Source organism: Vibrio sp. JZG120 (genome assembly GCF_053890955.1).
This window is the reverse complement of record NZ_JBSRRK010000006.1, coordinates 119,893-133,601: the sequence shown is the minus strand read 5'-3', so window position 1 is coordinate 133,601 and position 13,709 is coordinate 119,893. Positions and strand designations below refer to the sequence as shown.

Genomic DNA, 13,709 nt, shown 5'->3' with positions numbered 1-13,709 from the left:
ATTTTGGGTGTGGAGAATGGCGCCGATTTAGCTTACATTAACTGAGAAAGTTACGTATAATGTCGGACCGAAAAATCCCACTGAAATGGGTAATTAGCAAAATACAGACCAATCCTGGTCTAGACGTCTGTGAAGACGACACATAGGTAGATAAATGAGCGAAAAGTTACAAAAAGTATTAGCACGTGCTGGTCACGGTTCTCGTCGTGAGATTGAATCGTTAATTAAATCTGGTCGCGTTAGCGTGAACGGTGTAGTCGCTAAGCTTGGTGAAAGACTTGAAGACGAGAGCAGCGTAGTTCGTATCGATGGTCACATTGTCTCTGCAAAGATTCAAGAAGAAGTGATTTGTCGTGTACTTGCGTACTACAAACCCGAGGGTGAACTGTGTACTCGTCACGATCCAGAAGGTCGTCGTACTGTTTTTGATCGTCTGCCAAAAATTCGTGGCTCTCGTTGGATTTCAGTTGGTCGTCTGGATGCGAACACTTCTGGTCTTCTGCTTTTCACAACGGATGGTGAACTGGCGAACCGCTTAATGCACCCAAGCCGCCAAGTTGAACGTGAATACCTAGTACGTGTGTTCGGTGAAGTAACTGAACAGAAAGTTCGTAATCTAGTAAAAGGTGTTGAACTGGAAGACGGTTTAGCTCGCTTTGAAGATGTTGTTTACGCGGGTGGTGAAGGCATGAACCACACGTTTTACGTTGTTATCAACGAAGGTCGTAACCGCGAAGTTCGTCGACTATGGGAATCGCAAGAGTGTACCGTTAGTCGTCTGAAACGTGTTCGTTACGGCGACATTTTCTTAGACAAGAAACTGCCTCGTGGCGGTTGGATGGAGCTTGACCTGAAAGAAGTAAACTACTTGCGTGAGCTTGTAGAGCTTCGTCCAGAGAAAGAAACCATGCTTGATCTGAACAAAGACAACACGTCACGCAAACGTGAGCGTGCACGCAGCCAAAAAATTCGTCGCGCAGTTAAGCGCCATGAAGAGCGTGTTAACACGCCAAAAGGCCGCAGCAACAACCCTTCTCGTCGTAAGCCGAAGAAGACTGCTGGTGACCAAGGCGCACGTAACAAGCATCGTTAATCGATAGCAAAACATCAGAAAGGCTTGCCAATTCGGCAAGCCTTTTTCTTATCTGTTACATAACAAAAGGATCTAAAGCCGATCGATATAGAGCAGGGTACTTTGGATAAACAAATATCGCAGCTAAACAAAAACAGTAGATAAAAAAATACCAGCACTAGGCTGGTATTTTTTGTTCATGATGAAGAAACGTTAATCGCGTTTCCAAAGCATATGGCAGAACTTATGTTCTGGGTCTCGGCTGATTAGCATACGAGCAAATACGTCATCAAGAACGTCATTTTCCTCATTTACTAGGCCGATACGAACCTCTGCATATACTTCTTTGTCGATCTCGAAGCCAACATGTTCAACCCAGTCATCACCAGTTTCAACAAGTTCTGCGGCACCACGATCTTCAAATTGCGCAGTAAACAGAATCACGTCAGCAGGCTCTAGGTTATCTGGAGCCATCTCAAGGAAAATGTCGTACGCTGCGTCGATGACGTCGTCGTAAGAAATCAAATCAGACATGCTTATGCTCGGCTCATGTATTTACGTTCAGCTGTGTTAATGATAACACGGTCACCAGTTGCTATGTACTCAGGAACCTGGATGACAAGACCTGAAGCGAAGCGTGCTGGTTTAGTACGAGCAGATGCAGAAGCACCTTTGATTGACGGGTCAGTTTCTTCAATCACTAACTCAACAGAAGATGGTAGTTCGATACCCACAGCAGCACCGTTAACAAGGATAATGTGGATACCTTGTGTATCTTCGTTGATGAACAGCATGTCGTCTTCAACTTCATTGTGCTTGAATGTGTATTGTGAGTAGTCTTCGTTATCCATGAAGATGTGCTCATCGCCGTCAGCGTATGAGTACACAACTGCACGTTTGTTCATTTCTACCGTTTCAACAACGTCATCAGACTTGTAACGCTCATCTACACGTGCGCCCGTGTTTAGATCTGTACAACGCATTTTGTAGATTTTAGCGCCGCCACGACCGCCAGGAGTCGTTACTTCGATGTCTTTAACTAGAAGAGTTTTACCATTAGACTCGATTGCGAAGCCTTTTTTGATTTCACTTGCCTTTGGCATTGTATATTCCTATTCATACTTATTAAGCAAAACTCGGTGATTATAGCGCTAAGTTAGCCGCCTAGCATTAAAATTCATTGCAGAAATTTGTTGTTACTCCCATGACTAAACACCTGAATGGACTTGATTCAGTGAGTCGGCTAAGAGAACATATAGTCCAACTTCTTGAACCATCTGAGATCACGTTTTAAGTCATGTCTCTGCCTGTTATCGATCCTAAACAACCATTTCAACCAGAGTTTGCGCCTTTAATTAGAGAAGTTACCGCTTGTCTCAAAGGTGGACTGGGGCAAAACTTACACAGCGTGTATGTGTATGGTAGCGTCGCTCGCAAAACAGCGGTCGCAGGAAGGTCGAACTTAGACCTGGTTGTCGTTACTCAATCATCCTTTGAGCACAATCGCGCGACTTTACTCAACACGATTAAGTGGCGCGCGCAGCAAAGTCATCCTCAAGTTAGTGGCGTATCGGTCCGCACAGCGTTAGTGAGTGAAGTGGCTAACTTAGATAGCATTTTCACTTGGGGCTTTATGCTTAAGCATTGCTGTGTCTGTGTCTATGGTGATGATCTGGCAGACTGTTTTGGTGATTACGTTCCAAGTTGGGAAATTGCTAAGCACTGGAATATGGATGTGGAAGATTGGATTACGGTGTATCGCAAAAAAATCGTCCAAGCGAAGACGATAGAAGAGCAGGTGGTCGCTCAACGCGTGATTGCTAAAAAGCTACTAAGGGCGTCATACTCTTTGGTGATGTATCGAGATAAACGTTGGTTTGATGACCCTATACAATGTGGCAAGGTATTCTTAACTTATCATCCTGAAAAGCAGCTTGAGATCGAGCGGCTAGAAATTTTACTTTCTGGCCGGGGTATTCCCAAGCGTTCTGTTATCGGGCTAATTGATGCGTTTGGTGATTGGTTAGTCAAACAGTACCAGAAAACAGAGTTTCGTATCGGTTAAAACAACCCCATTTGAGGTGCTGAAAGCCTGTCAAAATCCGTCCCAATGAAAGGGAGAATCGCATCTGCAACGGGTTTGAGTTGTTTATCAATGTAATGTTGATAATCAATCGGGCTATTGAGGTACTCATAAGGTTCAGGACCGTTCACGGTTATAATGTATTCAATTCGTCCTTTGTTTTGATACTGTAATGGGCGTCCAAGCTTGGCATTTATCTCATCCGCTAAACGAGCTGCACGCACTTGTGGCGGGACGTTCTTCTGATACTCATGCAGTTTTCTGCGCAGTCGCTTTTGATACACTAACTGTTCATCAAATTCACCGTTGTTAGTTTTCTCAACCATCTCTCGGACATAGTCGCTTGGGTCTTCACCATGAAAAATCATTCTATAGAGCGTATTTTGAAATTTCTGTGCTAACGAGGTCCAGTCAGTACGGGCACTTTCTAACCCTTTAAATACAATCCGCTCTTGCTCTCCTTCACCGATTAAACCCGCATAGCGCTTTTTCGAGCCAGTTTCTGCGCCACGAATCGTTGGCATAAGGAATCTGCGATAGTGGGTTTCATATTCAATTTCCAACATAGATGTTAGGTTGTACTCAGAGCGCAGATGTTCTTGCCACCAAGAGTTGATGTAATCAACTAATTGATTTCCAACAGCGTCGGCTTCTACTTGACTGTATGGTCGATTCAACGACACAAATGTGGAATCCGTATCGCCGTAAATCACTTGATAGCCTTGTTCCTCAATCAGCACTTTAGTTTGCTTCATGATCTCATGTCCGCGCATGGTAATACTAGAAGCTAATCGAGTATCAAAGAAACGACATCCCGATGAACCCAGTACGCCATAAAAGGAGTTCATGATGATTTTGATTGCCTGAGAAAAAGCTTTTTCATTGTTCTTTTTCGCGACATCACGTGCCGCCCAAAGCTTTTCAATCATTACTGGCAAAAAGTGTTTCGTACGATGGAACTGACCACCGCGAAAGCCAGGTACTGCCTGATCACCTTCTTTACCAATATCGAGTAATAACCCCTCAACCAAACCCATAGGATCAATCAAGAAAGAGCGAATAATCGATGGGTATAGACTCTTAAAGTCCAACACTAAAACGGAATCATATAGGTTAGGGATGGAGTCCATCACGTAACCGCCGGGGCTCGCAATCCAATTTTCTGGGTGTAGATTCGGGGCAACATAGCCAGCGCGGTGTATTTGCGGCATGTATAAGTTAGTGAATGCCGCTACCGAGCCACCGACACGATCCAGTTCTACACCAGTGAGGCGAGAGCGTTCAATTGCAAAGTCGAGCAGGTGAGTGTGATTGAAAATCTTGTTCACCAACACGCAGTCTTGTAAGTTATATTTAGCCAGCGATGGTTTGTCGGAGCGGTACATACGATTGATCTCATCCATACGGTCATGAACGTTGTGGATTTCTTTACCTTCCCCCAAGAGTTCTTGAGATACAGACTCTAATGACCAAGATCGAAAGTGGTAAGTAGCCGTTTTTAGCGTATCGATACCATCCATCACAACTCGCCCGGGAATGGAGATAAACCCTTGTTGGCTTTGAGATGAACTTCTAAAAAAGCTGGCTTGGTCTGCTCTGCCAAGCATTAGCTTCATGTTGTGCCATTCTGCTCGTTTGTGTAGCAGACGAAAGTCAAAATCAATGACATTCCAACCGACAATGACATCGGGGTCGAATTTTTTAAACCAATCGATGAGTGCTTCTAGAAGCGCCTTTTCATCCTGGACCCATTGTATCGGTGTATCCGAAGGTTCTGGTTCTCCGATCATGATAACGCGGGAATCCATGACGCTGTCTAATCCGATGGAGTAAAGAATGCCTTTCTCAGAGCATTCTAGATCTAACGAGACAACGTTTAACTTCGGCTCATATTGCCCCGCACGGCATTTTGCGCTCTGGACGCGTTGGTAGCCATTGGTGCGAGTCACATTGCCTGTAAACTCGATACTGCCTTTGATAAAACGTTCCATTAGGTAGCGATCGGCGAGGCGAATATCACTTTCATACGTAGTGATACCTTTTTGAGCGAATGTGTCTTTGAGTGCGAGAGCGTCTCTGGTTACATTGGTATAGCAGGCAGCAAGAGGCGTATGTTCAAACGTTTTGAGATCCAACAGGCGGATGTCGACGAATATGTTTTTTTCTCGTGCGAGTGTCTTTGCTTGCTCTGAATGTTTCTGAGCGATGAAAAATACTGGCTTCTCACCATTAATAATTAACTGAGTAGGACCTTCTTCTGTCGAAAGCCACAGCTCGATTTGAGTTTGACCTTTGATGTCTCGTGCCTGTCGAGTAAGCAGAAAGCCTTGTTGGATATTCAAATGTGAGAAACCTTAGAAACCTTGAAGAACGCTAGTTTAACATTAAGAACTGTAAAAATAACCAGTAAAGAAAACGGTTCAAATTTTTGCTGGAATTAGTGATTACAAGTTAGCCTCTGGTGCAAGAGGGACAGTGTCATTTTAAATTATAGCGTGTTTCTCTGGGCAATATGAAACCTAGTTACTTGATTTATTGTACTTAATGTTGTTAATTGTCTTTTCTTAGATTTCGGTTCTGCTCATCACGCTCTAAAATAATAGAGTGGTTTATGAATAAGTTCTTGCTAAAGTTTGCGTTTCAGCACATATTCATAGAAAGCAATTTTTTGTCGATTACGTTAGTATATAGGCAGTCATACTGATATCCACATTTAACAAATAATGGTTATGTGGGTGCAGAACCAATACAAAGTGTGGAGATACAAGTTTGATAAATGTTTTCCTTGTAGATGATCACGAGCTGGTTCGCACAGGGATACGACGTATTATTGAAGACGTCCGTGGAATGAACGTAGCAGGAGAAGCTGACAGCGGTGAAGATGCAGTAAAATGGTGTCGCAGTAATCATGCTGACGTCGTTTTAATGGACATGAACATGCCAGGAATTGGTGGCTTGGAAGCCACTAAAAAAATTCTTCGCGTGAATCCTGATGTGAAAATCATCGTACTTACTGTTCATACAGAAAACCCGTTTCCAACCAAGGTGATGCAGGCAGGTGCGTCTGGTTATTTAACCAAAGGTGCTGGCCCTGATGAAATGGTGAATGCGATTCGTGTAGTTAATAGTGGGCAGCGTTACATCTCACCAGAGATTGCGCAGCAGATGGCATTGAGTCAATTTTCTCCAGCCTCTGAGAACCCTTTTAAAGACTTATCCGAACGTGAATTGCAGATCATGCTTATGATCACCAAAGGCCAAAAGGTAACGGATATTTCTGAGCAACTTAATTTAAGTCCAAAGACAGTCAACAGCTATCGCTACCGACTCTTTAGTAAATTGGACATTAATGGTGACGTTGAGTTAACTCACTTAGCGATTCGCCACGGAATGCTGGACACCGAGACCCTTTAGCGTGAATCCTCCCTTCGATTCGGCTTCCTTTCTCAAGACAGTAACTCATCAGCCCGGCGTTTACAGAATGTACAACGCCGACGCTGTTGTCATCTATGTAGGTAAAGCCAAAGACCTAAAAAAGCGCCTTTCAAGCTACTTTCGAAAAAAAGTAGACAGTGAGAAAACTCGCGCGCTTGTCAGTAATATCGCCAAAATTGACGTCACAGTGACTCACACTGAGACAGAAGCGCTCATCTTAGAGCATAACTACATCAAGCAGTATTTACCGAAATACAATGTTTTGCTGCGAGATGATAAGTCTTACCCTTATATCTTTATTAGCGGTCATAAGCACCCACGGCTTTCTATCCACCGTGGCGCCAAGAAGCGCAAAGGTGAATATTTTGGCCCCTACCCAGATTCTGGTGCAGTAAGAGAAACATTGCATTTGCTGCAAAAGATATTTCCTGTGCGCCAGTGTGAAGACACTGTCTATTCCAACCGAACGCGTCCATGTTTGATGTACCAAATTGGCCGTTGTGCAGGGCCATGCGTTGATACCATCATTTCTGATGAAGAATACGCAGAGTTGGTTAGCTTTGTGCGTATGTTTTTGCAAGGCAAAGACCAGCAAGTACTCAAACAACTGATCGAGAAAATGGAAGTTGCCAGTCAGCAATTGCGCTTTGAAGATGCCGCTAAATTTCGCGATCAAATCCAAGCGATTAGACGTGTTCAAGAGCAGCAGTACGTCTCAGAAGACAGCATGGATGATATGGATGTACTAGGGTTTGCTCAGGAGAATGGTATTGCGTGTATTCATATCCTGATGATACGCCAAGGTAAAGTGCTTGGTAGCCGTAGCCATTTTCCGAAAATCCCACAAAATACAAGCCAGCAGGAAGTGTTCGATAGTTTTCTGACTCAATACTATTTGAGCCATAACGAAGCGCGCACGATTCCTTCTCGTATTATTTTGAATCAAGAGTTGGCAGAAGATATTGCGCCAATACAGAAAGCGTTAAGTGAAGTGGCAGGTCGTAAGGTTCATTTCCATACCTCGCCAACTGGCTCTCGAGCAAGGTATCTCAAGCTTTCGAACACGAATGCACTAACGGCGATTACCACCAAAATCAATCACAAGATGACGATTAATCAGCGTTTTCATGCGCTTCGCGAAACATTGAAGTTGGAGTCTATTGCTCGAATGGAGTGTTTTGATATCTCCCATACCATGGGGGAAAGTACGATTGCATCGTGTGTGGTGTTCAATAATGAAGGCCCCGTTAAGCAGGAGTATCGTCGCTATAACATCACTGGGATTACCGGTGGTGACGATTACGCTGCAATGGGACAAGCGTTGGAGCGCCGTTATTCGAAGCAATTGGATGTAGAGAAAATTCCCGACATCATCTTTATCGATGGTGGTAAAGGTCAGTTAAATCGTGCGCATGATATTATTTCGCAATACTGGGGTGATTGGCCAAAGCGTCCCATCATGATTGGTATTGCGAAAGGGGTCACTCGCAAACCAGGCTTAGAAACGCTGATTACAGTCGATGGGGACGAGTTTCATTTACCAAGCGATGCTCCAGCGCTGCACCTTATTCAACATATTCGTGATGAAAGCCATAACCATGCTATAGCGGGGCATCGTGCTAAGCGAGGTAAAACCAGACGTACGAGTGCACTTGAAGGGATTGAGGGAATTGGCCCTAAACGACGTCAGGCGTTACTCAAGTACATGGGTGGGTTACAAGAACTTAAACGTGCAAGTGTCGAAGAAATCGCCAAAGTACCGGGAATAAGTCACTCTTTAGCAGAAATTATTTTCCAAGCATTGAAACAATAAGGAAAATCGCGCAACATTAAGCCGCAATGTGTAAGAGAATAATAAAATGCGTTTGAATATCCCGAACATTCTGTCTCTTCTTAGACTGTTCCTAATCCCTGTTTTTGTGGTTGTCTTTTATCTACCTTATTCATGGGCACCGTTTGCAGCAGCAATGGTGTTTTGGGTAGCGGGTTTTACTGACTGGCTTGACGGCATGTTGGCCCGTAAACTTGGCCAAACTTCTCGTTTTGGTGCGTTTATTGATCCTGTTGCTGATAAAGTGCTAGTGGCAACGGCATTGATTTTAATCACGGAACATTACCATTCAATTTGGGTGACCATTCCTGCGGTAACGATGATCGCGCGAGAAATCATTATCTCAGCATTGCGAGAATGGATGGCTGAAATCGGTAAGCGAGCGAGTGTTGCGGTATCTTGGGTTGGCAAAGTAAAAACTGTTTCGCAAATGTTCGCCTTATGGGTGTTGATATGGCGTTACGATGAATGGATGGTTTGGCTAGGCTTTGCGGCCTTGTATGTGGCAACTTTCTTGACGTACTGGTCAATGATTCAATATTTAGCAGCTGCGAAAGACGATCTGTTGAATGAAGAGCATCATTAAATTCTGATATTAGAAAGCAGGCTTAATAGCCTACTTTTTTGTATCTAAGATAATCTACAGCATTTCTTTGCTTCTCACGTTTTTCAATGCTTGCTAACAGTCATGCTTGAAATTTGTATCTGGGGCTTTTGCTTCGATAGAGTTCCATATGTGATCTAAGTCTTGTTTTCGCCCTTGGAGAGTCTCAGAGAAGCGAGCCTCCTGATTATTAACGCTTCAATACACGTAACGCACGGCCATCAGTGTAAGGCGTAGCCAAAGTTTTATGATAAACAAGTGTATTTAAGCGATTTTTAGTATTAAAACTAAGCAATCTACCGTCTTTCGCACAAATTCTAGTCAAACGATTTAAAAAAATAAAAATAGTGTTGACTCGATCGCTCGAATCCGTAGAATGCATCCCGTACCCAAGAGAGCACAGCTCAGTAGGGTGGTGAAAAAAGCTTAGCTTTATTCACAGATGAGGCGCCTTGGCAGAGTGGCTATGCAGCGGATTGCAAATCCGTGGACCTCGGTTCGACTCCGGGAGGCGCCTCCATTATTCTTTTGAGAGTGAATGGCTTTCGAGAATAAATGCGACACTAGCTCAGTTGGTAGAGCGCAACCTTGCCAAGGTTGAGGTCACGAGTTCGAACCTCGTGTGTCGCTCCAAATTTTATTGATATGGCGTTAGCGGTATCAGATGGTGTTTTACTTTTCTGTAAAGGCATCACAAAGAATATTTGTGTGCCCTGGTGGTGGAATTGGTAGACACAAGGGATTTAAAATCCCTCGACGTTCGCGTTGTGCCGGTTCAAGTCCGGCCCGGGGCACCATCTCATATTAAACGCGACACTAGCTCAGTTGGTAGAGCGCAACCTTGCCAAGGTTGAGGTCACGAGTTCGAACCTCGTGTGTCGCTCCAGATTTAAGGCCCAGCATGAAAATGTTGGGCCTTTTTTGTATTTCTTCAAATCTTAAATTTCTTCTCTGTGATGGATTTCGTTAAGCACTGAGCTCCTTCAGCTTACTAACTTAACTTCTTGTTAATTTTAGCCATAGCAACGTCACTTCATGGCCATACCCATCCAGCTAGTTTAAGTTTAGTCAATCAAAGTTCTGTGAATAAAGACTCATCGCTTTAGGCTGAGCAGTAACGTAAATACTAGCTCTGTTAAATGCCTTGGATACTGAAAATAATGTTCTACGATTAAAGAGTGGTATGTTCATAAACCGTTTTGGTTCATGGCGCTGATATTGTAAGGATATTTGTTTAAATAACAGGTATTTGAGAAAAGAAGAAAAGCGTTGTAGATGAGTATGAATGTACAAATATCACTAGGGGGAACTTTGTTGTGATTTGCGTCACTGTTACTAATATGAAAAATCGTTGCCAGAAGATTTTATTTTGTGATAAATTCGCGCGCAATCTCGGAGCGTAATTAACAACGTTTGATCTCTGGGGGATACGCGTAGTGACCATTCAAGCTGATTGTGACACTGCGTAGGGTAGGTATCGGCAAAGCCTTTTGTCGATAGACGGGATACTAATGCTGTAAAAGCGGCATATTAATGGGAAACCCAACATTGAAACCTTTGAATAAACACACACTAATCAGCTTCATACTGCCGAAATGTCCTGTTTTACAAAACGGGTGCATTACGGAACCTTGATTAATCCCTTTTATATATAAAGTCACGAATATCGTGGCAGATGATCTGTATTTGTCATTTTGCACTGACAAATACGGAGGGGTATACACACCTCCTGTAACTTCATTCCAATGATTATTAATACAGGATATAGAATTATTATAATTCAAGGGATTATGTAGTATGAGCACTGCCTTTGAAGTCGATAGCAATATCGCAAACATTTTTTCGTCTCAGGTTCCTATCGTCGAGGGAACGTATGACTTAACGCCAGATCAAGTATTGATTGATCAGGCTGAGCATGAATCTGAAGTGCGTTCTTATCCACGTCGCTTGCCAATCGCAATCAAACAAGCCTTCGGTTGCTTGGTTGAAGATACACGTGGACAGATCTTTTTAGACTGCCTTGCGGGGGCGGGCACTCTAGCTTTGGGGTATAACCATCCTGAAATAAACCAAGCGCTGAAAGAGCAATTAGATTCGGGTCTGCCATATCAGACGCTAGATATTGCAACATCAGCAAAAACGACGTTTATTCAATCTGTTAAATCTTTTCTTCCTCAAGAGTTAAGTGAGAACAGCGTTATCCAATTTTGTGGTCCGTCTGGAGCCGATGCAGTTGAAGCCGCGATCAAGCTCGCGAAGCAGACTACTGGCCGCAACACCATGTTTGCTTTTCGTGGCGCATATCATGGTATGACTAACGGCACAATGGGCATGATGGGCAACCTAGGTACGAAAGCGCGTCGAACTGGTTTAATGTCAGACGTGCACTTTATGCCTTTCCCATACAATTTGCGTTGTCCATTTGGACTTGGCGGTGATGAAGGTGCGAAAGCAAGCATTCGCTATATCGATCGTCTTTTAAACGATGATGAATCGGGCATTATGAAGCCTGCTGCGATCATCGTTGAGCCAGTGCAAGGTGAGGGTGGTGTTGTTCCTGCGCCAGCATTCTGGCTGCGAGAGTTACGTCGTATTTGTGATGAACACGGTATCTTACTGATCTTCGATGAGATCCAGTGTGGTGTTGGTAAAACTGGCTACAATTTCGCATTTGAAGAGTCGGGCATTGTTCCAGATATCCTGTGTTTATCAAAAGCTATTGGCGGTGGCTTACCAATGTCGCTATTGGTTATCAACAAGCAGCATGATACTTGGAAGCCGGGCGAACACACAGGTACGTTTCGTGGCAATCAGTTAGCCATGGTCTCTGGTGCGAAAGCATTAGAAATCATCCAGCGTGACAATCTGGTTGAGCATGCCAATATTGCGGGCCAGTATTTGCGCTATGGTCTTGAAAGCATTCAAAAGCGCGTGAACTGTATCGCAGAAGTACGTGGCAAAGGTTTGATGCTTGGTGTGGAGATTAAAAATCCAAACGGTGAGCTCAATAAATTTGGCGAACCTCAAGCGGATAGTGAACTCACTCTTTCCATTCAACGCGCAGCACTTGAGCGTGGCTTGATCGTTGAGAAAGGTGGACGTGAAGGTGCAGTAATTCGCTTCCTTCCTCCTCTTATCATCTCGTTTGAGCAAATCGACTTTGCTTTACGTGTATTTGAAGACGCGATTTTAGCAGCCGGCGGTAGTCACATCGAAACTCAACCACAAGATGAATGGAAGAAGCATTTCATCCACACTGGAGAGTTGGGCAGCAATGAGTTTGCTTCGGTGATGAATCACACTACGACAGCAATGAAATCAGTGTTTGAACAGGTTGCTGCACCATACTCAGGTATGGATCCAAAAGCATTGGAAGCAGCGATCCATGCTGTTGATCTTGACAATAAAAATGCGCCTCTCAAAACGGTTATTGATGATGCTGCCGAGTTGGTCGCAAAAAATGCGATTTTTACTCAACATCCAGATTGTATTGCTCACCTTCATACTCCACCGTTGATGCCTGCTATTGCCGCAGAGGCAATGATTGCGGCTTTGAACCAGTCAATGGACTCATGGGATCAAGCTTCATCAGCGACTTATGTTGAACAGAAAGTTGTGAACTGGCTATGCGATAAATACGAGTTAGGTGAAAAAGCGGACGGTATCTTCACGAGCGGCGGCACGCAAAGTAATCAAATGGGTTTGATGCTTGCGCGTGATTGGATTGCTGACAAACTCAGTGCGCACTCAATTCAAAAGCTTGGCCTTCCTGAATACGCAGACAAGCTGCGTATAGTGTGTTCGAAAAAATCCCACTTCACGGTTCAAAAATCAGCGTCTTGGATGGGATTGGGTGAAAAAGCGGTTATGACCGTCGATGCTAATGCCGATGGAACGATGGATGTCACTAAGTTAGACGAAGTTCTAAATCAGGCAAAAGCAGAAGGTTTGATCCCATTTGCAATTGTCGGCACAGCGGGTACTACGGATCACGGTGCTATTGATGACCTAGACTTTATCGCCGATATGGCAGCGAAACATGACATGTGGATGCACGTCGACGGTGCATACGGGGGAGCTCTGATTCTAAGTAGCCAAAAAGCCCGTTTGAAAGGTTGTGAGCGTGCACACTCCATCAGCGTAGACTTCCACAAGTTATTTTACCAAACCATCAGTTGTGGTGCGCTGTTGGTGAATGACAAGTCTAACTTTAAGTTCCTGCTTCATCATGCAGACTATTTGAACCGCGAGCACGACGAACTACCGAACTTGGTGGATAAGTCTATTGCTACAACTAAGCGTTTTGATGCGCTAAAAGTGTTTATGACGATGCAAAGCGTGGGGCCAAAAGCCCTAGGCGATATGTACGATCATTTGCTTGATCAGACGCTTGAAGTTGCGGACATGATTCGAGATAACAAACACTTTGAGTTGTTGGCTGAACCATCGCTATCTACGGTTCTGTTCCGCGCGACACATGAATCAGCGGATCTTAATGAACTGAATAAAACGTTGCGCTTAGAAGCGTTAACACGCGGTATCGCGATATTGGGTGAAACCATTGTCGACGGTAAAACTGCATTGAAATTTACGATTTTGAACCCGTGTCTGACGACGGCGGACTTTGAATCTTTGCTCTCAAAAATCAATACGCTAGCGGCAGAGCTAGTTTAACAAAGGTAAC

9 protein-coding genes and 4 tRNA genes are annotated in these 13,709 nt (G+C 44.0%); 10 read left to right on the top strand and 3 right to left on the bottom strand.

Annotated features, from left to right (window positions below; translation table 11 throughout):
* Window positions 1-154 precede the first annotated feature (154 nt).
* Window positions 155-1,093 (top strand): 23S rRNA pseudouridine(2605) synthase RluB, encoded by a 939-nt coding sequence (rluB, locus tag ACWPOD_RS14755; RefSeq protein WP_005376798.1) that lies wholly within the window; start codon window positions 155-157, stop codon window positions 1,091-1,093.
* Window positions 1,094-1,285: 192 nt separating this feature from the next.
* Here the strand turns inward: rluB and ACWPOD_RS14750 are convergent, their stop codons facing one another.
* Window positions 1,286-1,606, bottom strand: a complete 321-nt coding sequence (locus ACWPOD_RS14750; protein WP_005376800.1) for an HI1450 family dsDNA-mimic protein — start codon at window positions 1,604-1,606, stop codon at window positions 1,286-1,288.
* Window positions 1,607-1,608: 2 nt separating this feature from the next.
* A complete protein-coding gene (gene efpL / locus ACWPOD_RS14745; RefSeq protein ID WP_005376801.1) occupies window positions 1,609-2,175 on the bottom strand; it encodes an elongation factor P-like protein EfpL in 567 nt (188 codons plus the stop codon).
* A 194-nt stretch (window positions 2,176-2,369) separates the two neighbouring features.
* Between efpL and ACWPOD_RS14740 the strand changes: the two genes are divergently transcribed.
* Window positions 2,370-3,137, top strand: a complete 768-nt coding sequence (locus tag ACWPOD_RS14740) for a nucleotidyltransferase family protein (protein WP_074191536.1) — start codon at window positions 2,370-2,372, stop codon at window positions 3,135-3,137.
* On the opposite strand, the gene ACWPOD_RS14735 is transcribed toward ACWPOD_RS14740, so the two are convergent.
* Window positions 3,134-5,497, bottom strand: a complete 2,364-nt coding sequence (locus ACWPOD_RS14735) for a DNA polymerase II (RefSeq protein WP_456232013.1) — start codon at window positions 5,495-5,497, stop codon at window positions 3,134-3,136. The two genes, ACWPOD_RS14740 and ACWPOD_RS14735, sit on opposite strands and share 4 nt — an antisense overlap.
* 427 nt (window positions 5,498-5,924) lie before the next feature.
* Here ACWPOD_RS14735 and uvrY point away from each other — a divergent pair, with 427 nt between their 5' ends.
* The 8 genes from uvrY (at window position 5,925) to ACWPOD_RS14695 (ending at window position 13,699) form a co-directional block, all read left to right on the top strand.
* Complete coding sequence (gene uvrY, locus ACWPOD_RS14730; RefSeq protein WP_005386783.1) at window positions 5,925-6,569, top strand: UvrY/SirA/GacA family response regulator transcription factor; 645 nt, start codon at window positions 5,925-5,927, stop codon at window positions 6,567-6,569.
* 1 nt (window position 6,570) lies between these two features.
* Window positions 6,571-8,403, top strand: coding sequence for an excinuclease ABC subunit UvrC (uvrC, locus tag ACWPOD_RS14725; protein ID WP_258628506.1), 1,833 nt, complete (start codon window positions 6,571-6,573; stop codon window positions 8,401-8,403).
* Between the two features lie 46 nt (window positions 8,404-8,449).
* Entirely contained in the window at window positions 8,450-9,007 is a 558-nt protein-coding gene (pgsA, locus tag ACWPOD_RS14720) for a CDP-diacylglycerol--glycerol-3-phosphate 3-phosphatidyltransferase (protein ID WP_005394805.1), read from the top strand.
* Between the two features lie 464 nt (window positions 9,008-9,471).
* A tRNA-Cys gene (locus ACWPOD_RS14715) sits at window positions 9,472-9,545 on the top strand.
* A 37-nt stretch (window positions 9,546-9,582) separates the two neighbouring features.
* Window positions 9,583-9,658 (top strand) — tRNA-Gly (locus tag ACWPOD_RS14710).
* A 77-nt stretch (window positions 9,659-9,735) separates the two neighbouring features.
* Window positions 9,736-9,822, top strand: a tRNA-Leu gene (locus ACWPOD_RS14705).
* A gap of 13 nt (window positions 9,823-9,835) precedes the next feature.
* Window positions 9,836-9,911: transfer RNA gene (locus ACWPOD_RS14700), tRNA-Gly, on the top strand.
* Between the two features lie 911 nt (window positions 9,912-10,822).
* Complete coding sequence (locus tag ACWPOD_RS14695; protein WP_167426418.1) at window positions 10,823-13,699, top strand: pyridoxal phosphate-dependent class III aminotransferase; 2,877 nt, start codon at window positions 10,823-10,825, stop codon at window positions 13,697-13,699.
* The last annotated feature ends 10 nt before the right edge of the window (window positions 13,700-13,709 follow it).

Excerpts from the sequence above, each read along its gene's own strand:
- efpL (WP_005376801.1), bottom strand. The coding sequence starts at position 2,175 with ATGCCAAAGGCAAGTGAAATCAAAAAAGGCTTCGCAATCGAGTCTAAT.
- ACWPOD_RS14750 (WP_005376800.1), bottom strand. The coding sequence starts at position 1,606 with ATGTCTGATTTGATTTCTTACGACGACGTCATCGACGCAGCGTACGAC.
- ACWPOD_RS14695 (WP_167426418.1), top strand. The coding sequence starts at position 10,823 with ATGAGCACTGCCTTTGAAGTCGATAGCAATATCGCAAACATTTTTTCG.
- ACWPOD_RS14740 (WP_074191536.1), top strand. The coding sequence starts at position 2,370 with ATGTCTCTGCCTGTTATCGATCCTAAACAACCATTTCAACCAGAGTTT.
- rluB (WP_005376798.1), top strand. The coding sequence starts at position 155 with ATGAGCGAAAAGTTACAAAAAGTATTAGCACGTGCTGGTCACGGTTCT.
- pgsA (WP_005394805.1), top strand. The coding sequence starts at position 8,450 with ATGCGTTTGAATATCCCGAACATTCTGTCTCTTCTTAGACTGTTCCTA.